Origin of the sequence: Pseudomonas sp. NPDC089422, assembly GCF_044749405.1 — a bacterium.
In the GTDB taxonomy this organism is placed as follows: Bacteria; Pseudomonadota; Gammaproteobacteria; order Pseudomonadales; family Pseudomonadaceae; genus Aquipseudomonas.
In genome coordinates, this window is sequence record NZ_JBIVHW010000007.1 from 107,012 (window position 1) to 125,752 (window position 18,741).

The following is an 18,741-nucleotide window of genomic DNA, read 5'->3' on the forward strand; positions in this document are numbered from 1 at the left end:
GGGCTTTGCGGGGCTTCATTAAAGAACGGGTCGTATGGGTGCTGGCAACCACGACCAAAAGCCCGGCAATCCGAGACATGCCGGATGCGCGCCGGGCGTTGCACACTGTATTTGCAAAAGGGCACCCGGCTAACCAGGCAACGAGCGCGCAACTGAAGACTCGCGGGTGTGTATCCAACAACAATAAGGTAGGCCTGTATGTCTCTTTCGTTGGAAAACCCAACTTCGTACTACTCCATGACCCGCAAGTACGATCTTCATTATGGTGACCTAGAAGGTGATATCGAAGCGCAGGTGGTGATCATCGGCGGTGGCTTCTCAGGTATCAACACTGCCCTAGAACTGGCCGAGCGCGGTATTACCGACGTCGTGGTGCTCGAGGCGAACACCCTGGGCTTCGGCGGCTCCGGTCGCAATGGCGGGCACGTCATGGCCGGTATTGGACATGACCTAGAAACTATCGAAAAGGACGTCGGTCCCGAGGGCTTGAAGGCGATTTTCGAGATCAGCGATCTGGGCGCCAGCCTGATAAAGCAGCGCATCGCCCGATACGACATCCAGGCAGATTTTCGTCACGGCTATGGCTATATGGGCTTCAACAAGCGGCAAGGCAAGCTGCTGCAGGCTTGGGAGAAAGACTTCCAGAGTCTGAATCCAGACCAGGAGATCACCTACCTGGAAGGCGCTGAGGTGCGTAATATTGTCGGCGCCGACATCTACACCTGCGGCCTCAAGCACATGGGCAATGGCCAGGTGCATTCGCTCAACCTGCTGCTAGGCCAGGCCAAGGCCTTCACCGAGCTGTATGGCGGGCGCATCTATGAACAGTCACCGGTGCTGCAGATTCAGTACGGGCCGAAGGTCACTGTGCGCACGGCCAAGGGCACGGTCAAGGCCGATAAACTGTTACTCAGTTGCGGTGCCTTCCTCAAGAAACTCGATCGTTCGCTCGACAGCACCGCGATCAATGTGTATGCGTTCAATACTGTGACCGAGCCGTTGTCGGACGAGCTAATTCAGCGTATCAGCCCCATCCGCGGCGCCTTCAGCGACATCACACCGATCATCGACTATTACCGCATCACTCCCGACAATCGCTTGATGTATGGCACCGCCGGCATGCTGCTGGAGTACGTCCCGAGCGACCTCAAGGCATGGAACCATAACAAGCTGCTGCGGCTATTTCCGTACCTGGCCGATACCCGTATCGACTTGGCCTGGGGTGGTCCGATGGACTGCACGCTGAACCTATTCCCCCAGGTCGGTACGCTGGAGGGACATGACAATGTGTTCTATGTTCAGGGTTATTCAGGCTTTGGCGTGACGCCCAGCCAGGTGATCGCCAAAGTAATCGTCGACGGTATGACCGGTGGCTCAGCTGCTTGGCGTGCCATGAGCTCCATACCGCGCCGTCGTATCCCCGGCAAGGATCGCTTCCGGGCGCTTATCTGCAGTTTCGGCAAAGTGGCCCGTCAGCTCAACGCGTACCGGGTGGGGCGCCGCTGAGGCGCGCCACCGGAGTTAGGGAAAGTCGCGTCACACCGCTGTACGTCTACATTGCTCAAGCCTGGTTTCCGCTGATGGGCACTGCTACTCAGTGTTTGACGCCGTAGTCGAGTACTTCGGCTACGGCGAGCAGCAGTTGGACAGCCTGGCCAGCAGCATGGGCCTGGGTTTGGTTGCTCGGCCGGGCCTCGTTCAGCCTCATGTCGGCCTACACCTACGGCGCGATGGTTGAGTTTGACCTGTCGGGGCGCCTGGTAGCCTTGCGCGTGTATGCCTGTCGGTTCGGCGCGGAGGGGATGGCTGCGATCAGGTGTTACGACTGCGCGGTGGTGGTGCTGATTTACGCTTGCCTTACCAACGCTGAAATGCACATCGCGTTACCCAGCAAAGCTCGCCAGGTATACCCCGGCGAGCTTGTGTCATGGCGCAGGTTGGTGGGTTGTCACGAAGGCGTCCAGATGCACGCTGGCATTACGGTAATCGCCCGCTGCAGCCAGTGTGAAAGCTTTGACCTGGGCTCGCTCCTGGTCGAGCACGTATTGGTAGAAGGGCCGGTAGTCGGCGGCAACCTTGGCTGTCGTGTACTCCAGCGCCTGATAGTAGCTGATTGTGGCCTTGGCCATGGTCTTGAGCATGTGTTCAGGCGTGATGCGGTAATAAAGCGCTGCCGAGCGCCCTTTTAGCCAGGCCGAAAAGGCGCTCGGCTCAAGCCGCAGTTCAGTTGCAACCGGGGTGTACCATTGCAGGTTCAGTACTTCAAGCCTTGCGTAGCTCTCCCAGAACAGGCGTGCGTCCGGTTCCAGGCTCTGGGCCGCGATGGCCTCGATGGCCTGGCGTGCCGTTGCGCGGTTGGTCAGTTCCTTTTGCAGAGTGTCGTTGAAGGATTGGCGATTGGGACTTGAGGTCATGTCGGAGTTTGCCAGGACTGTGGTGCTGGCCAGTGACAGGATGAGCAGGGTGATCTTGAACATCTGGCTCTCGCACAGGTTGTGAGTGTTTGCATCTGTGATTGAACCGCAATAAACCCGCAAGGCTTTGTGCGTGGCTGCCAGCTGGCGGTATTTGCCTGCCAGCAGACGCCGGTCGAGTACACCCGCGACCGGCGCCTGCAGGCGGTGCAGGGAGGCGAGGGCAGCGTGGCCGAGATGCTGCTGCGCTTCGGTATCAACAGCCCAGCGCATTTCACCCAGCAGTACCGGCAGCGCTTCGGTTGCCGGCCCTCCGACACGCTCAGGGGCTGAAAGCTGCGCAATCGGTAGCCTGCCTGCGCGATCCGCAGCGCCGGCTAAACGCGTGATGGCTAGCATCGGCCTACCTTACACACGCGGAGTTCCACCCATGCAAATCACTGTTCTTGGTGGCGGCCACGGCTGCTATGCAGCGGCTGTCGAGATGGCCGAACGCGGCCATGCTACCCGCCTGTGGCGCCGTGACGCTACGGCCCTGAAAACCCTGCAGGCGATTGGCAGCGTCACCGTGCGCGATTATCGCGGCACCCGCCAAGTGGCCCTTGGCGACCACCTGCACCTGGTCAGCGACCTGGGCGAAGCGCTGCAGGGCGCGGATCTGGTGATCATCCCCTTGCCGTCGACCAGCCACGCGGCGCTGGCCGCCGAAGTTGCGCCGTTGCTCAGCAGCGGTCAGGTGGTGTTCCTACCGCCCGGCACTTTTGGCAGCTATCTGTTCGCCAAGGCCATGGCCGACTGCGGCAATAACGCGGAAGTGGCCTTTGCCGAAACCGGTACCTTGCCGTACCTGGTGCGCAAGCATGGCGCCGACCAGCTGGTGATCAGCGCCTACGCCACGCGGCTGCCGACCGGCGTGCTGCCCAGTCGTCTTTCGGCGCATGCCTTCAGCGTGCTGCGCGAGGCCTACCCCAGCGTTGAGCCGATCGAAGATGCCCTGAGCGGCGCCTTGATGAACGCAGGGCCGATCATCCACCCACCGCTGATCCTGATGAATGCAGGGCCGCTGGAGCATTTCGAGTCGTGGGACATCCACAACGAAGGCACCCAGCCTTCGATTCGCCGGGTGACCAATGCGCTGGATGCCGAACGTATGCGCGTGCGTGAAGCGCTGGGCTACCCGGCGCCGCACTTCCCCTTGGCCGACCATTACAACACCGATCAGGGCGAGGAGTGGATGTACGGCCGTGGTGCCCATGGCAAGCTCACCGACAGCGGCGACTGGCGCGAGAAGATTGACTTGCAGCAGCACCGCTACATGCTCGAAGACACTCGCCTGGGCCTGTCGCTGCTGGTCTCGGTCGGGCGCTGGGCCGGCGTGCCGACGCCGGTGGCGCAGGGCTTGCTGGCCTTGGCCTCGGCGGTGACCGGGCGTGACCTGTATGGCGAAGGCCGCACCCTGGAAAATCTCGGCCTGGCTGAGCTCGACCACGAGCAGATGGCAGCCTTGCTGCGTGACGGTGTTGCACCATGAGCGGGCCATTGCGGTACATCGCCGTGGTTGGTACCGGGCGTTAGGGAAACTGCGCTCAGCTCATCGCTGGCGGTCAACGAGGGGGCGTGTCGTCGCACCGTTGCTTTAGTCAGCTGGCCAGCAGGGCGACAACTGCTATCAGGCAGGCGTTAGCCTGCGTGTGAACGCCGATTCGCACAAGCGTTCGACATGCTTGGACAAAAATGCCGATCGGCATCGTCCGAAACTGATCTGCCAAAACACCGACTACGAGACACAACATGAATATTGCAGTGATCGGGGCAGGGGCAATGGGCAGCCTGTTCGCCGCCAGGCTCATCGATGGCGGAGCTGACGTAACCCTGGTGGATGTCGATGAACAGTTGCTCGAAACCCTGCGTATCCAAGGCTTGCATCTGGAGGACGATCAGGGCAGCCGCGTGTACTGGCCCCGAGTGGCGCGCGCAGAGCAGTTGCGAGGACAGGCCGATGCCTTGCTGATGTTGACCAAGAGTTACCACACGCGCCAGGCAGTGCAGGCGTGTCGGCATTTGCTCGGTCCGCAGACATTGGTGCTGACGTTGCAGAACGGCCTGGATAGCGTGCCGGTGCTACGCGAGTACGTATCTGACCAATGCCTGGCGATCGGCATGACCCTCTACCCGGCCGATGTGCTGGCGCCGGGTAGCGTACGCAGTTGCGGGGGAGGCGAGGTGCGCTTGCGTGGGCTGTTACCTGAAGGTGAGCTGGCTGCGGACGGTCGGTTAGCGTCATTTGTGAATGGATTACGCCGCGGTGGCATGCAGTGTGTCGAGGACCCGGATATCGAGGTGAGCATCTGGGAGAAGGTGGCCTTCAACACCGCGCTCAATTCGTTGTGTGCGCTGAGCGGTGAAAGCGTTGGCGTGGTTGGCCGAAGCTCACGAGGCCGAGAGCTGGCTGGTACCTTGGTCGCGGAGACGGCACTCATCGCCGCGCCCTTGGGAATTGCGCTGGACGCGCGGCGGGTCATTCAGGCCGTGCAGCAAGCGTTCGTCGTCCATGCCGGACACAAGCCCTCCATGCTCCAGGATCTTGAGTACGGCCGGCGCCTGGAGGTCGACGCATTGTCCGGAGCGCTGCTGGCCATAGCGAGGCAGCATGGTGTGCGCGCGCCAGTCATGGCTGCCATCGACAGGTTATTGCGCCGAGTTCAGCTCGGCGGTGAGAAGCGCGTCGGAAGGCAGCGCGGCCCTGAATACGGCTCTGCGGTGCGCAGCACGATCGACCTGCTCGATACCCTGTAATTCTTCGCCGACGCTGCGCATTCCTCCGAGACCTACAAAAGCGACTGGACGTGGAGTCTGGGTAGCAGCCGGGTACAGCGTCTATTCCACATTGGCAAACAGATGCAAAACACTGTCAGCCACGGCCAATCCAGCGCCCGCTCCCTGGGCCAGAATCCTTCCACATCCAAGGGGCCCGTACGGCCCCCGGGGTGCTGTCTGCGCAACGATAATTTTAAGGAAGGCCAAATCCATGAAGATACTTCCCCTGCTGCTGCTATTGACCACCCTCGGAGTCGGCGGCAACTGCACCCAGGCGCTCGCCACTGACGTCCGGCAATCCATCGACAGCAAGCTGCAGGGCATCGCCAGCATGTGGCCGATGAAGGATGCCAAGGCCGTGGTCGACAAGGTCTACACCGAGCAGACCGAGATAACCGGTGAGGGTGTCAATGAACTGTACAAGGGCAAGGCCCAGCTGACCGGCCTGGTTAGCCACCTGATGGAGAGCTCGCGCAGCACGCTCATCCATCTCGACCGGTTGCAGCAGATCGGCGATGACGCCGCCTACACCTGGGTGACCTGGGATGTGACACCTGCCGATGACGAAGCACCGTTCAAGATGAAGAGCCTGTTCGTCTGGAAGAAAGAGCACGGTGATTGGTTCATCGTCGCCGACATGTTCGCCGCTGGTGCCATTCCCGACTAACGCCCTGCGCCACACGCCTCTCATCCGCCAATAACAACAAGAGGCGCGCCGCGCTGACGGCGCGCAAAGGAGACGTTTTGCCATGAAAAAGTACTTGGGAATCACGCTGGGGCGTTCGGTCTGCATGCTGGGAGGGCTTTGGTGCTGCGGAGTGCCGGCGCTACAACTGGTCGACGAATCGGACATCAAACTGTCGTTCGACGTGCAGTCGACCGTCGGCGCTTTCCATAGCAAGAAGAACTATCAGATCTGGGGCAACCGAGAGGCGGGGCATTCGTCTTGGCAGGAGGGCTACATCAAGTATGGCCTCGGTGGCAGTGTCAGCCGCGACGACCTAGGTACTGTATACGGTAAGCTGAATCGGGTGGCCTCGGCCACTTGGGGCGACGGTGATGCCGCCGGCTTCACCAATGGCAGCGAGCGTACCGACAAGTGGGAAGAGGTCTACGCTGGCTGGCGCTCTGGTGAACTGTTTACAGCACTGGGGCAGGACGGTATCGATATTTCTGCCGGGCGCCAGGCCATCCTGCTGGGTGACGGCTTCATTGTCGCCGGTGATGGCATCAGCGCCGGTCGAGGCGTCGCCGACAACGTCTACAACCGCGGTGGAGGCTACTACATCACGCCGCGTAGGGCGTTCGACCAGACCCTGTGGGTCAAGCTGGGTGGCGAGCATGGCCTGCATGGCTCGCTGGGCTGGTTCAAGTCCGACAACCCGATCCAAGCCAAGGTAGAGATGGCTTTTTCAACCCTGGAGTACACCGTCGACGCCGGTACGTTGGGATTGACCTATCTGCGCGGGCTCGGTGTGGACAAGAAGTTTGCCGTGGAAGCCCAGGCCGATCGCGATGGCATGGATGTGTACAGCCTCCGTGCCGTCGGCAATGCCGGGGTCGAACATCTGTTTCTGTCGTCGGAGCTGGCTTGGCAGAACACCCGCCGCGGGGACGCGCAGGCAGGCTATGTCGAAGCCGCCTGGACTTTTGCCGGGGCCCCGTGGCAACCCACCCTTGGCTATCGCTACAGCCAGTATGGGGCGCACTGGGATTCGTTGCTGTACGGCTTCAGTCGCGGCTATGGCACTTGGTTTCAGGGCGAAGTGGCGGCCAACTATGCTGGTCCGTTCGGCAGTAACACCTCGATCCACCAGGTGTACTGGCGCGCTCAGCCCCATGAGAAACTCGCGGTAAATGTGTTGGCCTACGATTTCCGCACCCGCCATCCAAACGGCGTGGCTGACAGTTCCGGCCGCGAGCTTGACTTGGTGCTGGACTGGGCGATAACGCCGAACGTGGTGATTTCACCTATGGTCGGGCTGTATGACCCGAAGAAAAGCGCCGAGCAAGGCGGCGTGCAGTTAGGTGACAATGAGCTCAATACCTACACAGCGCTGCTGATCAGCACGCAGTTCTGAATCCCGGGCTGTAGGTCCACTTTCCTGTGCATGGCAGAGGCATGTTGCCATGCATTGTCGTTTTGCTCGATATATCAGTGATGTACCGACCATGCACATTGCCCCATGTGGATGCGCTCGACGCCGCTTCCGGTGCAGGACCGGATCTGAGTATCTAGCGCTGGCAGGCACGACCCAAAATGTGGCAGGGGTGAACCAGAACGGTGAGCGGTGTTGTTGCAGACTCGGGGCTTGGGGCAACAGCGCCCTCTACCGACACTGTCACAGGAGAGTTGAACATGTCTGTCGCACAAGCCGTCCAGCAACTGCAAGCACGCTGCCAGGCCCGGGATGTCGAGGGTGTGCTGAAATACTTCGGCGCCGATGCCACTATCTCCGGCGAAGGCGCCCAAGGCATCGTGCAAGGCGCTGAGAGCCTGCGTGCCGCAGTCGAGCACATGCTCGAACTCACCCCCTCGCTGAGCATCGAGATTCATTTGCAGCAAAAGATCAACGCCGACTGCGAGGTCACCTGGCTGCACTGGTCTTCACCGACGCCGCAAGGCGAGGTGATCGCGTTTCGCTCGCTGACCACCTGGCGTCGCGAGGGCGAAGCCTGGCAGATCGCCGCCGACTTCTACGGCATGGGTCAGTTCGAGGATTGATGTCATGAGTGACATTCCACTGCTTTCCAGCGTTCAGCGCTTTCTCGACAGCAATCCCGGCAGCCTCGTCGACGGCCAGCGGGTCAGCGAGTCGGGCGCCGAACGCTTTGAAGTGCACAACCCTTCCAATGCCTCGGTACTGACGCTGGTGTCCCATGCCAGCGAAGCACTGGTCGAGCGTGCGGTTGAGGCGGCCCACAGCGCTTTTCATGGTAGTTGGGGTAGCACGTCGCCTTACCTGCGCGGTGTCGCCCTGAACCGTCTGGCGGACCTGATCGAGGCGAATGCCGAAGAACTGGCGCAACTAGAGTCGCTGAGCTCGGGTAAATCGATCCATCTGACCCGCCAGCTGGAAGTCCCACAGAGCGTAGTGTTCTTGCGTTACTTCGCCGGCTGGGCGACCAAGATCCATGGCCAGACCATGACCCCTTCGCTGCCTTCGCTACAAGGCGAGCAGTACGCGGCGTTCACCCGCCGGGAAGCGATCGGCGTGGTGGCGGGCATTACCCCGTGGAACTTTTCGCTGATGATCGGCATCTGGAAGATCGCCTCGGCATTGACCTGTGGCTGTACAATCGTGCTCAAACCCAGCGAGTTCACGCCCTTGTCGCTGCTGCGTATCGCCGAATTGGCTCTCGAAGCCGGTATCCCGGCGGGCGCACTGAACATCGTCAACGGCAGCGGGCGCATCGGCCAGCAACTGATTGGCCACAACCGCATTGCCAAGGTCTCATTCACGGGCTCCATTCCGACCGGCGTTGCTGTGGGTAAGGCCGCACTCAGTGCCAACCTGACCCGTGTGACCCTGGAATTGGGCGGTAAGAACCCGGCGGCGTTCCTTGCCGATGTCGACGTCGATGCCGCCGTCGAGGGCATCCTGCAGACCGCCTACGTGCACCAAGGCCAGGTGTGCGCGGCACCCGAGCGTCTGTACATCCACCGCAGCAAGGTAGAGGCCATCTGCGCCAAGCTGTCCGAACGCCTGGGGACGATGAAGGTAGGTGGTGCACTGGATGAGTCGGCGCAATTCGGGCCATTGGCGAACAAGGCGCATCACGACAAGATTCTCGGCTTCTTTGCGCAGGCCAACGCCCGCGGCCAGGTCATCTGCGGCGGTAAGCCGCTGCCGGGGCCGGGCTACTTCGTGCAGCCGACCTTGCTCAAGGCCATGGACGAGCACGACCCGTTCCTGAAGGAGGAGACCTTCGGGCCGATCGTCACCGTGCTGCCTTTCGACGACGAAGACGAGCTGGTGCGCATGATGAACGACTCGCCGTTCGGTCTTGGCGCCAGCGTGTGGACCAACGACCTAGCCAAGGCTATGCGGCTGATACCGCGGATCGAGGCCGGTACGGTATGGGTGAACATGCATACGTTCCTGGATCCAGCGGTACCGTTCGGTGGGGTCAAGGGTTCAGGCATTGGTCGAGAGTTCGGCAGCGCATTCATTGACGACTACACCGAATTGAAGTCGGTAATGATGCGGTTCTGAAGTGCTCTCACCGTCATCACTTCAGGAATCAGGGGCGTTTGACGCCCCTGATTCTCTTTCAAAGCCTTGAGAGCTCGCCATGATCTAAGCAGACAATCGGCTGAGCTATTGTGCGTGCATGCCATTGAGCAGCAATTCGTATGCCTGTGTCTCCAGGCCGAGCAGCGCAATGCGCCCTGACAGGGCGGAATCGGCCAACCCGGCAATGACATACCCGAACATGTCGGACAGGCAGATGGCAGAAGGACCTACCCTGAAGAGGCCTTCACGTTGACCTCGCATGAAGAACGCTTCCATTCCCTGTTCGTAGGCAATCCATTGCTCGTCGGTCTGGCGGGCCTGCTGAGTAAGCGGGGAGCGCCAATAGTTGAGCAGAAACGCACAGGCCTCTTTCTCGGCCAAGTGGTTATCCACCAAGCTGCGAAAGGCCTGCTCGACAGGTGCACTTTCAAGCTTGGCCTTATTACTTGCCTCGGCCAATGCGCCGACACAGCGGGCACGCAGCTTGTCGATCAGTTCGTCGCGAGTCTTGGCAAACCTATACAGCGTGGTCTTGCCGATACCCACGGTATTTGACAGCTCTTGAAGGGACGCGCGGGGATTACGAGCCAGTGCCATGACCAGCGCGCTGATGATCTGTTCATCGATTACCGCTGTTCGCATCGATTTTGGTTCCTGTGGTGACGGCAGCACCACAGTTTAACCCGCTGAAGGGCAAAGGATGCAACGCGGTGGGCCGTGACAGTAGGTCTCCGACACGACCCAGTGCCTCTCAATACCAAGCGCCGCCAAGCGATCGGTACAGGGCCACCAGCGCCAGTTGCTGATCATTGCGTGCCTGGATCAGGTTGATTTGGGCAGTGAAGTCGCTGCGCTGTGCATCCAGATAGCGCAGATGAGTGTCGATACCCTGTTGGTAGCGGGCGCGAGCCAGTTGCAGCGCCTCACTGCTGGTATCGGCCAGTGTACTGCGAGCGAGCACCTCGCGGCGCAGCGTATCGGAACTATCCAATGCGTCGGCCACCTCACGGAACGCCGTTTGTACAGTCTGCTCGTAGTTTGCCACTGCAACATCCCTGCGGACCTTGGCCAGATCCAGGTTCGCCCGATTACGTCCGCCATCGAAAATGGGCAGGCTCAGCGTTGGCAGGAAAGACCAGGAACGCGAGCCGCCATCGAACAAGTTGGACATTTGCGAACTGGATGTTCCGAACGATCCGGTCAGCGCGATGCGAGGGAAGAACGCCGCCCGGGCAGCGCCAATGTCGGCATGCCGCGCCTTCAGCTGATGCTCGCTGGCCAGAATGTCCGGACGCTGGATCATCAACTCCGAAGGAACGCCCGGTGCCAGATCCTGAACGATGTGTGACTGCTCGCTCGGGTGCTCGGGTAACAAGGACGCTGCGTCAGGCGTGCCAATAAGCAGGACCAGCGCATTGCGTGCCTGGCGCCGGCTACGCTCGTTGCTTTCCAGATCTGCACGAGCCTGCTCCACCAGTCCGCGTGCCTCTTGATAATCAAGGGCAGTGGCGGTGCCATTGGCCAATTGCTGGTGGACCAGGTCAACTGATGCTTGACGACTCACCAGGGTTTGCCGGGTGAGAATGGACTGCCGTTGCGCGCTTTCGTAGTTGAGGTAGCCCTGAATGGTGTCGGCGATCAACGCGATCCGCGCACTTTGCGCCGTTTCCTCCGTAGCCAGGTACTGCTCGAGTGCAGCGTCACTCAGGCTTTTTACGCGGCCGAACAGGTCAATTTCGTACTCCGGCAGGCTCAGGCTTGCCTGATAGGTCGACGAGACGCCTTCCTGTCCTGTACTCGACAAATCTGCGGGCACATGAGCGCGGTTGGCCGAGATTCCGCCATTCAAGCCCGGCAACCTGTCACTACGCTGAATGCGGTATTGCGCCCGTGCAGCCTCTATATCCAGAAGTGTCTGGCGCAATGAGCGATTGTTCGACAGTGCCGCGTCCACGACCTTGAGCAACTGCGGATCTCTGACGAATGCCTGATATCCCTTGTGCAGAATGAGCCCAGGTGCCGGTGCCGCTATCTTTTGCGGCCAGTGATCGGCTATGGGAGAGGCCGTTCTCTGGTAGTCCGGTGCCAGTGAGCAGCCTGCGAGGGCGATCAGAACGCCCAGCAAGGCAGGCAGGGTTAGTAGTTTACGATCCACCGGGTTCACTCCTTGAGAACAGCATGAGGGCTCGGATGCCCGTGAGATTCGCGCGGCGTTCTGCGCATCCGGCCCAACACAGCGACGAAGAAGATCGGGACCATGATCACCCCCAGGAAGGTTGCCGAAATCATGCCGCCAATCACGCCGGTACCGATTGCTTTCTGACTGGCCGCGCCAGCGCCGGTAGCAAGCGCAAGGGGAACCACACCGAGGATGAAAGCCATCGAGGTCATGATGATGGGCCGGAAGCGCAAGCGTGCGGCCTTGACTGCCGCCTCTCTGAGCGGCATGCCTTGAGCGAGTAGGTCCTTGGCGAACTCGACGATCAGAATCGCGTTTTTCGACGCCAGGCCGATGATGGTGATCAGTCCGACCTTGAAATACACGTCATTCGGCATGCCAACGGAAGTCACTGTGAGGACCGCGCCGAGCGCGCCGACCGGCACGATGAGCATTACGCTGAGCGGGATGGCCCAGCTTTCGTATAGTGCTACCAGTAGCAGGAACACCACTACTACAGCCAGGAGCAACAATTGGGTAGCTTGACCGCTGGCGACTTTTTCCTGGTACGACAGGCCCGTCCATTCATATCCGATACCCGGAGGCAGCTCTCCCACCAGCTTTTCCATTTCCGCCATGGCTTCGCCGGTACTGGTGCCAGGTGCCGCATCACCGGCGATCTTGATGCTCGGATAGCCGTTGTAACGCACGATCTGCACAGGGCCTTCCTCCCACTTGAGCGTGACAAACGCACTGAGCGGCACCAGCTTGCCAGCACTATTGCGCACGCGCAGGTCCAGCACAGTTTCTGGCCGTACACGATCCTTGGCGCTGGCTTGAACGACCACACGCTGTTGGCGGCCGGAGTTGGAGAAGTCGTTGATGGTGGCTGACCCGAACGCCGTCGATAGCGCACTGCTGATGCTGTCGAAACCAACGCCCATCGCCTCGGCTTTTTCACGGTCAATAGCAACTTGTAACTGAGGTGCTTCATTCAGGCCCTCCATCATTGCGTAGAGGATCTTTGGGTTGGCATTGGCGCGTGCGAGCAATTGATCGCGTGCATTGAGCAGTTGTTCTCGGCCCACGTTACCGCGATCCTGCAGGCGCAGTGAGAAGCCGCCGGAATTCCCCAGACCGTCGATCGGAGGCGGAGTTACGGCGAGGACGGCCCCATCTGTCGCCTGCCCGAAGCGTTCGTTTACACTGGCCGACTCTGCGTCGGCCGACTGATCGGCGCTACGCAGCGACCAGTCTTTGAGAGAAGGAAATACCAGTGCAGCGTTTTCTCCCATGCCGGAAAAGCTGTAGCCCATGATCAGGAACGAAGAAGCTGTAGCCGGTCGGCTGAGCAAGAACTGGTCAAGTTCATCGCTGACTGCAGAAGTCCGCTCGCGAGTAGCACCCGGCGGCAGTTGGATATCGATGATGGTGTAGCCTTGATCCTCGACCGGGACGAACGACTCTGGCAAACGCAGGTACAAAAAGCCCAGCAAGCCCACGATGCCCAGGTAAATGAACATGTAACGCCCGGTACGTTTGACCAGATGCTTGTTCAGCAGCGTGTAGCGCTCGGTCAAACGATTGAACAAGCGGTTGAAAGCGCCGAAGAAGCCGCGTTTTTCTCCATGTCCATGTGGCACCGATTTGAGCAGTGTGGCGCACAAGGCGGGGGTGAATGTCAGTGCGAGGAAACCCGAGAACAGGATCGAGATCGCCAGCGAGATGGAGAACTGCTTGTAGATCACGCCAACCGACCCGCCCATGAAGGCGAGTGGCATGAACACCGCCGCCAGTACCAGTGTGATACCGACGATGGCCCCCGACACCTGATTCATGGCTTTGGCAGTGGCGCGAACGGGCGTAAGCCCTTCCTCCGCCATGATTCGTTCGACGTTTTCAACCACCACAATGGCGTCGTCGACCAGAATGCCAATGGCCAATACCATGCCGAACATCGTCATCATGTTGACCGAGAAGCCCAGCATGTACATCACTCCTAGTGTGCCGAGCAGGCACACCGGCACGACGATTGCCGGGATCAAGGTATAGCGGACGTTCTGCAGGAACAGAAACATCACCACGAACACTAGAACCATCGCTTCGATCAGCGTGTGTATGACTTTCTCGATCGCGACGTCTACGAACCTGGAAGTGTCGTAGGGGATTGCGAACTCCACATTCTCGGGGAAGTAGGGTGAGAGTTCAGCCAGGCGTGCTTTCACTGCCTCGGCAGTGGCCAAGGCATTGGCGCCCGGTGCCAGCTGAACTGCGGCGCCAACTGCCGGCTGGCGGTTCATACGGGTAGCGAAGCTGTAGTCCTGGCTACCGACTTCGATGCGTGCCACATCTCGCAATTTGACCTGTGAGCCATCGCTGTTGGCGCGGAGCAGTATCTGACCGAATTCTTCTGGGGTGGTGAGCGTGCCCTTTACTGTGAGGGTGGCAGTCACCTGCTGTTCAGCCGGGCTTGGAGCTGCGCCAAAACTGCCCGCCGGTACTTCGATATTTTGCGCCTTGATCGCATTGCTGACGTCGTCGATCGACAGCCCGTAGCCTAGCAGTTTCTGGGTATCGACCCAGACGCGCATTGCCGCCTCCGAAGCAAAGAACTGCAATTTGCCCACACCGTCGATACGACGGATTTCAGGGTTGATGCTTCTTGCCATGAAGTCTGCAAGCTGGGTGGTATCACCATTGGCCTGCGGCGTCTTGTATTTCAGTGCATAGATGATCAGAAAGCCGGCTGTGGTCTGCTCTACTGCCAGCCCTTGCGTAAGCACTGGCTGAGGCAGGCGTGACTCAGCTTTCTTCAGGCGGTTTTGTACGTCGACCTGGGCCAGTTCAGGGTCGGTACCCGGTTGGAAGGTAACATTGATCTCTGCAACGCCGTTCGAGTTGTTGGTTGATTCAAAGTACAGCAGTCCCTTGGCGCCGTTGAGTTCTTCCTCGATGACGCTAGTGACCGAGTTGGTAAGGGTTTGCGCGGAAGCGCCAGGGTAAGTTGCATAGATGTTGATTTGCGGTGGCGCGACGTCTGGGTACTGCGCGACAGGCAGAAACGGGATCAGCAGCAGCCCGAACATCGAGATGAACAGGGCTACAACCCAGGCGAAGTTGGGCCGATTGATGAAAAACGAAGGCATGTTACGCTCCTGTGCTACGCGCGGAGTCACTCGGATGCGAGGTGCGCGGAACGGCTCTCGGAAGTGGTGAGGGTGACTTTGTCTCCGGCAGTCAATCCATCGAGGTTGCTTACCACTACCTTATCGCCGACGTGCAGGCCTTGGGTGATCTGCCAGCGGCCGCCTTGCATGGTTCCCGTCTGCACTGAACGCAAGGCAAGCGTGCCTTGTGCGTCCACCAGCCATACCTGTGCCTGACCGTTGCGGTCGCGCTTGATCGAACGCTGGGGTACCAGCATGGCGTTGGCATCGATGCCCTGGGGTGCTTCTACGCGCACGTACATACCCGGCAGCAGTGTGCGATCTGGATTATCGAACCTGCCCCGTAGCGTAACCTGACCTGTGCCTTGATCGACGGCCACATCGGAAAACAGTAATCGGCCTTCACGGTTCAGGCCCGTGTCTTCGACGCGCACTTGCAAGCGGTCGTCGCCGTCGGAGCTTAACCTCCCGTCCTTCAGCGATTCTCTGAGGTTGATAGCTGCGGAGGCGGTCTGTGTGAAGTCAACGTAGATCGGGTCCAGTTGTTGAATCTTGGCCATGAGTGTCGCTTCGCCTTGGCCGACCAAAGCCCCCTCGGTTACGACGGAGCGGCCAATCTTCCCTGCGATTGGTGCGGTGACCGAGGCATAACTCAGGTTCAGACGTGCTGTGTCGACTTCGGCCTGTGCGCTCTGTCGGGCTGCTTGGGTTCGCTGCAAGTTTGCCTTGGCGGTGTCGTAGTCTTCCTGGCTGACGGCATTGATCTTTACCAATGGCCCGTAACGCTTGAGCTTCGACTGAGCCTCGATGACGTCTGCTGCTGCTTTGCCCAAGTCTCCCTGAGCTTTAGCCAGGGCAGCCCGCAAAGGTGCCGGGTCTATCTCGAACAATACATCGCCTGCTTTGACTTCAGCGCCTTCTTCAAAATGGCGTTTGATCACGATACCTGCAACACGAGCGCGAATCTCCGCTACGCGCACGGGCTCAACCCTGCCTGGCAGGGTCGCGGTCAGTTGCAGGCGAGTGGGCGTAACTGTTTCCACGCTCACTGTTTTTGCCTGCACCTCTTCGGGGGGGGCCTCTTCTTGCTGGCATCCGGCGAGGCCAGCCGCCGCCAGCGCGGCGACGAGAGTCGCAGCGCGGTAGCGATTCTTGTGATCCATTACTTTCTCCAGAGGATGGGGAGGTGACGAGGAGCCGGGATGATGTCACCAAGGTTTTAGTGGGTCAATATTGATTCAATATGAATTTTTGTGTTTCATTTGCGGGTGCTTACTCACCCTGTCGACTCGCGGAATTCATCATGACCAAAACTGCACAAGATCACCGGCTGCTGCGCTCCCTGGCTGCTGCGATAGGCACTCATCCGCGGAGTACATTGAAAGAGCTGGCCGAACTCGCAGGCATCAGCAGGGCGACATTGCACCGGTTCTGCAGTACGCGCGAACACTTGGTTGAATTGCTGATGAACCATGCATCGCAGGAGCTTGATGCGATGATCGCCGATGCACAGCTCGACGCCTCTACGGCAGAAGAAAGCCTGCGCCGCTTGATTCGATGCCATCTCGAACACCCAGAGATTCATTACTTTCTGATGAGTCAGATTCAGCCCGATACACTGGAATTACCGGAAGGGAACCGGTGGAACGGTTACTTCGGCGAACTCGACCGCCTATTCCTGCGTGGCCAGCAGGAGGGGGTATTCCGGATCGATCTTCCTGCTGCGGCGATGACCGAGCTGTTCACATCGAGCATCTGGGCGTTGGTGGACGCCGAACGGCGTGGCAGGGTGGCAAGAGCCTCCAGCGCCATGGTTATTGAGTCGTTTTTCTTGCACGGTGTCAGCCTTGCTGCAAGCGAGAAGCGGACCATCGAGAGCGCATTGTCGACCCAGCTAGAACACCGGAGTTTCTCTGCATTGCTGGTCAGTAGCGACGCAAGCTTTGCTCACTGCTTTGCCGACCGAATGGAGGCATGGGGGTGTAGCGTGGAGTGGGTGCGTGGTGACGAGGACTTGGTGGAGCGCCTGAGCTCGATTGACCCCGATGTGATCGTTTTAGACCAGCCTGTACATGGAGGTAACACGCTGCAGTTGCCGCCCGAGTGCGATCGCTATCCCACCCTGCTGTTGACCAACGCGCCATTGTCGAACGCACGGGACGCTGATCACTACATGCCTCGACGCAGCGAGCCTGAACTTATACACGCGCGTATCTGCACATTGCTGCAGCTTGGCGCGCAAAGCGTAGCGCGATGTGAAGGCGCATTGGTCATCGGCACGTTGAGACTGCATCCTCAAGAGCGCTCTGTTACCTGGCGTGGGTCTGCGGTCGAGTTGCCGACTACCGAAATGCGTGTGCTGGAAGTCTTGATGCGCTTCGCTGGTGAGACGCTGAGTCGGGAGGAGTTGAGCCAGCGCGTCAGAGGGCGCACATTGGACCCAGACGATCGCTCTATTGATGTCGCTGTGTCCAAGCTGCGCAGCAAGTTCTTCGACCCAGCCTACGGTGCCAAGAAAATCAAAACTGTGTGGGGAAAAGGCTACGCGCTCAATCCCGGAGCATGGCAAAACTGAGCGTAGCTCACTTGAAGCTTGCTCGGCATATTGACCGGCTCGCTGGACCCAGAGACACAATGTAAAGAGTTGTGAAAGATGTAAGTTTTTCCGCTTGAGGCGTCGCCTTGCGACGCACACTCTACCTGCGGTCAATGGTGCGACTTGGTCTCGAGATTACCCTCGTTGTGGAGCAGGTCAGGGGACAAAGGCTGCGATGCAGGCTCCAACGGTAGGCGGACCTCGAAAGTCATCCCGCCTCCCAGGCGTCGATGAGCGCTGATTGCCCCCCCATGGGCGGTGCATATGGCATGTGCGATCGAAAGTCCCAAACCACAACCTCCAGCACGGCGATTGCGCGACGTTTCCTGGCGCCAAAAGCGTTCAAAAACTCGCTGCGCTTCATCTTCATTCAGGCCGGGGCCGCGGTCGGAGAATGCCACAGTAATGCTGTTGTCGTGCGCTTGTCCTTTAATATCCAACTCTCTGCCTGAGGCGGCGTACCGCAGGTAGTTTTCTATCAGAATGTTAAAAACTTGTCCGATTCGGTTCCGGTCCGCATTGATGACTAGTGCAGGAAGCCCGCTGGTGCTCACGTGCGTTCCCGCTGTCGTCAGTTGCGGGCCGAACCATTTGAGTCTTTCGAGCAGGAGTGCTTCGATGGTAAAGGACGTATTGTTCAAAGGTAGCTGGCCGGCCTGTGCCAGGGACAGGAGAAGGAGGTCGTCGACCATCACATTCAAGTGCGATAGCTGATGGAGGACTAATCCGAGCTGTTCTCGGTTTGCCGGAAAAACCTCGTCAAGCATGCCTTGAACTCGTCCCATTGCAGCATTGAGGGGGGTGCGTAACTCGTGGGCAAGCACGGCGCTCGACTCCTGGACCTCCCGTTCGTAGAGGCGCAGACGCTGTGTCATGCTATTGAAATCGCTGGTCAGGCGCTGAACTTCAAGGGGCATTTCTTCGGAAATAGGCAATTGAACGTTCAGATCACCCTGCGCGACTTTTCGAGCCGCCTGGGCAATTTCCTTAACGCGACTTGAAAGGGGGCGAAGCAGGAGGAAACCAGCGGCGTAAATTATGGGCAATGCCGCGATCACCAGCAACGCGACTGTCCACCATTCCGTTCCCGAGATACCTGGGAAGACGTCGTCAAGTGCGTAGTAGCGAGTGAGGTAGTCCCAGATTTCAGCTTCGTGTCCGGTAGGATTTTCCACCAACCTCTGTATTTTTGCCTGTGCTTGCGGTGGGATTCTGGAAGTGACCTTGATATCCCACCAGAGAAATTGCAGCCACATGATCAGGCATACCAGTACCACGGCGCCGCCGGCGATAAAACCCATGCGCCAGCCCACCCATTGCCACAAATTTACAGGCTTTTTCATGGTGGTCC

The 18,741-nt window shown here is 59.4% G+C and carries 14 protein-coding genes and 1 pseudogene; 9 read left to right on the forward strand and 6 right to left on the reverse strand.

Translation table 11 applies throughout. From position 1 onward, the window contains the following. Positions 1-198: 198 nt before the first annotated feature. Complete coding sequence (locus tag ACIPZ8_RS14960) at positions 199-1,506, forward strand: NAD(P)/FAD-dependent oxidoreductase (protein WP_400724388.1); 1,308 nt, start codon at positions 199-201, stop codon at positions 1,504-1,506. 419 nt (positions 1,507-1,925) lie between these two features. Here ACIPZ8_RS14960 and ACIPZ8_RS14965 read toward each other — a convergent pair whose 3' ends face one another. Continuing rightward, the gene (locus tag ACIPZ8_RS14965; RefSeq protein ID WP_400724391.1) at positions 1,926-2,813 is read right to left on the reverse strand and encodes a hypothetical protein; all 888 of its coding nucleotides are present in this window, start codon (positions 2,811-2,813) and stop codon (positions 1,926-1,928) included. Positions 2,814-2,844: 31 nt separating this feature from the next. Between ACIPZ8_RS14965 and ACIPZ8_RS14970 the strand changes: the two genes are divergently transcribed. The 6 genes from ACIPZ8_RS14970 (at position 2,845) to ACIPZ8_RS14995 (ending at position 9,448) form a co-directional block, all read left to right on the forward strand. After that, on the forward strand, positions 2,845-3,945 hold the full coding sequence (locus tag ACIPZ8_RS14970) for an NAD/NADP octopine/nopaline dehydrogenase family protein (RefSeq protein WP_400724394.1): 1,101 nt from the start codon (positions 2,845-2,847) through the stop codon (positions 3,943-3,945). Positions 3,946-4,205: 260 nt separating this feature from the next. Beyond that, positions 4,206-5,210: a ketopantoate reductase family protein gene (locus ACIPZ8_RS14975; RefSeq protein WP_400724397.1), complete on the forward strand. Its 1,005-nt coding sequence runs from the start codon at positions 4,206-4,208 to the stop codon at positions 5,208-5,210. A gap of 232 nt (positions 5,211-5,442) precedes the next feature. Then, positions 5,443-5,898 (forward strand): DUF4440 domain-containing protein, encoded by a 456-nt coding sequence (locus ACIPZ8_RS14980; protein ID WP_400724400.1) that lies wholly within the window; start codon positions 5,443-5,445, stop codon positions 5,896-5,898. Positions 5,899-5,980: 82 nt separating this feature from the next. Further along, positions 5,981-7,312, forward strand: a complete 1,332-nt coding sequence (locus tag ACIPZ8_RS14985) for a hypothetical protein (RefSeq protein WP_400724402.1) — start codon at positions 5,981-5,983, stop codon at positions 7,310-7,312. Between the two features lie 278 nt (positions 7,313-7,590). Then, complete coding sequence (locus tag ACIPZ8_RS14990) at positions 7,591-7,956, forward strand: YybH family protein (protein ID WP_400724405.1); 366 nt, start codon at positions 7,591-7,593, stop codon at positions 7,954-7,956. 4 nt (positions 7,957-7,960) lie between these two features. Further along, positions 7,961-9,448 (forward strand): aldehyde dehydrogenase family protein, encoded by a 1,488-nt coding sequence (locus ACIPZ8_RS14995; RefSeq protein WP_400724407.1) that lies wholly within the window; start codon positions 7,961-7,963, stop codon positions 9,446-9,448. A gap of 105 nt (positions 9,449-9,553) precedes the next feature. Here ACIPZ8_RS14995 and ACIPZ8_RS15000 read toward each other — a convergent pair whose 3' ends face one another. From ACIPZ8_RS15000 to ACIPZ8_RS15015, 4 genes are all read right to left on the reverse strand, one after another. After that, complete coding sequence (locus ACIPZ8_RS15000) at positions 9,554-10,111, reverse strand: hypothetical protein (protein WP_400724410.1); 558 nt, start codon at positions 10,109-10,111, stop codon at positions 9,554-9,556. Between the two features lie 109 nt (positions 10,112-10,220). Then, positions 10,221-11,624, reverse strand: coding sequence for an efflux transporter outer membrane subunit (locus tag ACIPZ8_RS15005; RefSeq protein WP_400724413.1), 1,404 nt, complete (start codon positions 11,622-11,624; stop codon positions 10,221-10,223). A gap of 5 nt (positions 11,625-11,629) precedes the next feature. After that, positions 11,630-14,773 carry a multidrug efflux RND transporter permease subunit gene (locus ACIPZ8_RS15010; RefSeq protein ID WP_400724416.1) on the reverse strand — a complete coding sequence of 1,048 codons (3,144 nt, stop codon included), beginning with the start codon at positions 14,771-14,773 and terminating at the stop codon, positions 11,630-11,632. Between the two features lie 26 nt (positions 14,774-14,799). Further along, complete coding sequence (locus tag ACIPZ8_RS15015) at positions 14,800-15,957, reverse strand: efflux RND transporter periplasmic adaptor subunit (protein ID WP_400724419.1); 1,158 nt, start codon at positions 15,955-15,957, stop codon at positions 14,800-14,802. 140 nt (positions 15,958-16,097) lie between these two features. Between ACIPZ8_RS15015 and ACIPZ8_RS15020 the strand changes: the two are divergent. Both ACIPZ8_RS15020 and ACIPZ8_RS15025 read left to right on the forward strand, forming a co-directional pair. Next, a pseudogene (locus tag ACIPZ8_RS15020) lies at positions 16,098-16,640 on the forward strand (TetR/AcrR family transcriptional regulator); the annotation flags it as partial. A 327-nt stretch (positions 16,641-16,967) separates the two neighbouring features. Then, positions 16,968-17,369 (forward strand): winged helix-turn-helix domain-containing protein, encoded by a 402-nt coding sequence (locus ACIPZ8_RS15025; protein ID WP_400725022.1) that lies wholly within the window; start codon positions 16,968-16,970, stop codon positions 17,367-17,369. Positions 17,370-17,500: 131 nt separating this feature from the next. Here the strand turns inward: ACIPZ8_RS15025 and ACIPZ8_RS15030 are convergent, their stop codons facing one another. Continuing rightward, positions 17,501-18,733 carry a sensor histidine kinase gene (locus tag ACIPZ8_RS15030; protein WP_400724421.1) on the reverse strand — a complete coding sequence of 411 codons (1,233 nt, stop codon included), beginning with the start codon at positions 18,731-18,733 and terminating at the stop codon, positions 17,501-17,503. Positions 18,734-18,741: the final 8 nt, after the last annotated feature.

Bases quoted from the DNA above. Each gene is read 5' to 3' on its own strand.
- ACIPZ8_RS14960 (WP_400724388.1), top strand. From the start codon at position 199: ATGTCTCTTTCGTTGGAAAACCCAACTTCGTACTACTCCATGACCCGC.
- ACIPZ8_RS14965 (WP_400724391.1), bottom strand. From the start codon at position 2,813: ATGCTAGCCATCACGCGTTTAGCCGGCGCTGCGGATCGCGCAGGCAGG.
- ACIPZ8_RS14970 (WP_400724394.1), top strand. From the start codon at position 2,845: ATGCAAATCACTGTTCTTGGTGGCGGCCACGGCTGCTATGCAGCGGCT.
- ACIPZ8_RS14975 (WP_400724397.1), top strand. From the start codon at position 4,206: ATGAATATTGCAGTGATCGGGGCAGGGGCAATGGGCAGCCTGTTCGCC.
- ACIPZ8_RS14980 (WP_400724400.1), top strand. From the start codon at position 5,443: ATGAAGATACTTCCCCTGCTGCTGCTATTGACCACCCTCGGAGTCGGC.
- ACIPZ8_RS14985 (WP_400724402.1), top strand. From the start codon at position 5,981: ATGAAAAAGTACTTGGGAATCACGCTGGGGCGTTCGGTCTGCATGCTG.
- ACIPZ8_RS14990 (WP_400724405.1), top strand. From the start codon at position 7,591: ATGTCTGTCGCACAAGCCGTCCAGCAACTGCAAGCACGCTGCCAGGCC.
- ACIPZ8_RS14995 (WP_400724407.1), top strand. From the start codon at position 7,961: ATGAGTGACATTCCACTGCTTTCCAGCGTTCAGCGCTTTCTCGACAGC.
- ACIPZ8_RS15000 (WP_400724410.1), bottom strand. From the start codon at position 10,111: ATGCGAACAGCGGTAATCGATGAACAGATCATCAGCGCGCTGGTCATG.
- ACIPZ8_RS15010 (WP_400724416.1), bottom strand. From the start codon at position 14,773: ATGCCTTCGTTTTTCATCAATCGGCCCAACTTCGCCTGGGTTGTAGCC.
- ACIPZ8_RS15015 (WP_400724419.1), bottom strand. From the start codon at position 15,957: ATGGATCACAAGAATCGCTACCGCGCTGCGACTCTCGTCGCCGCGCTG.
- ACIPZ8_RS15025 (WP_400725022.1), top strand. From the start codon at position 16,968: ATGCCTCGACGCAGCGAGCCTGAACTTATACACGCGCGTATCTGCACA.
- ACIPZ8_RS15030 (WP_400724421.1), bottom strand. From the start codon at position 18,733: ATGAAAAAGCCTGTAAATTTGTGGCAATGGGTGGGCTGGCGCATGGGT.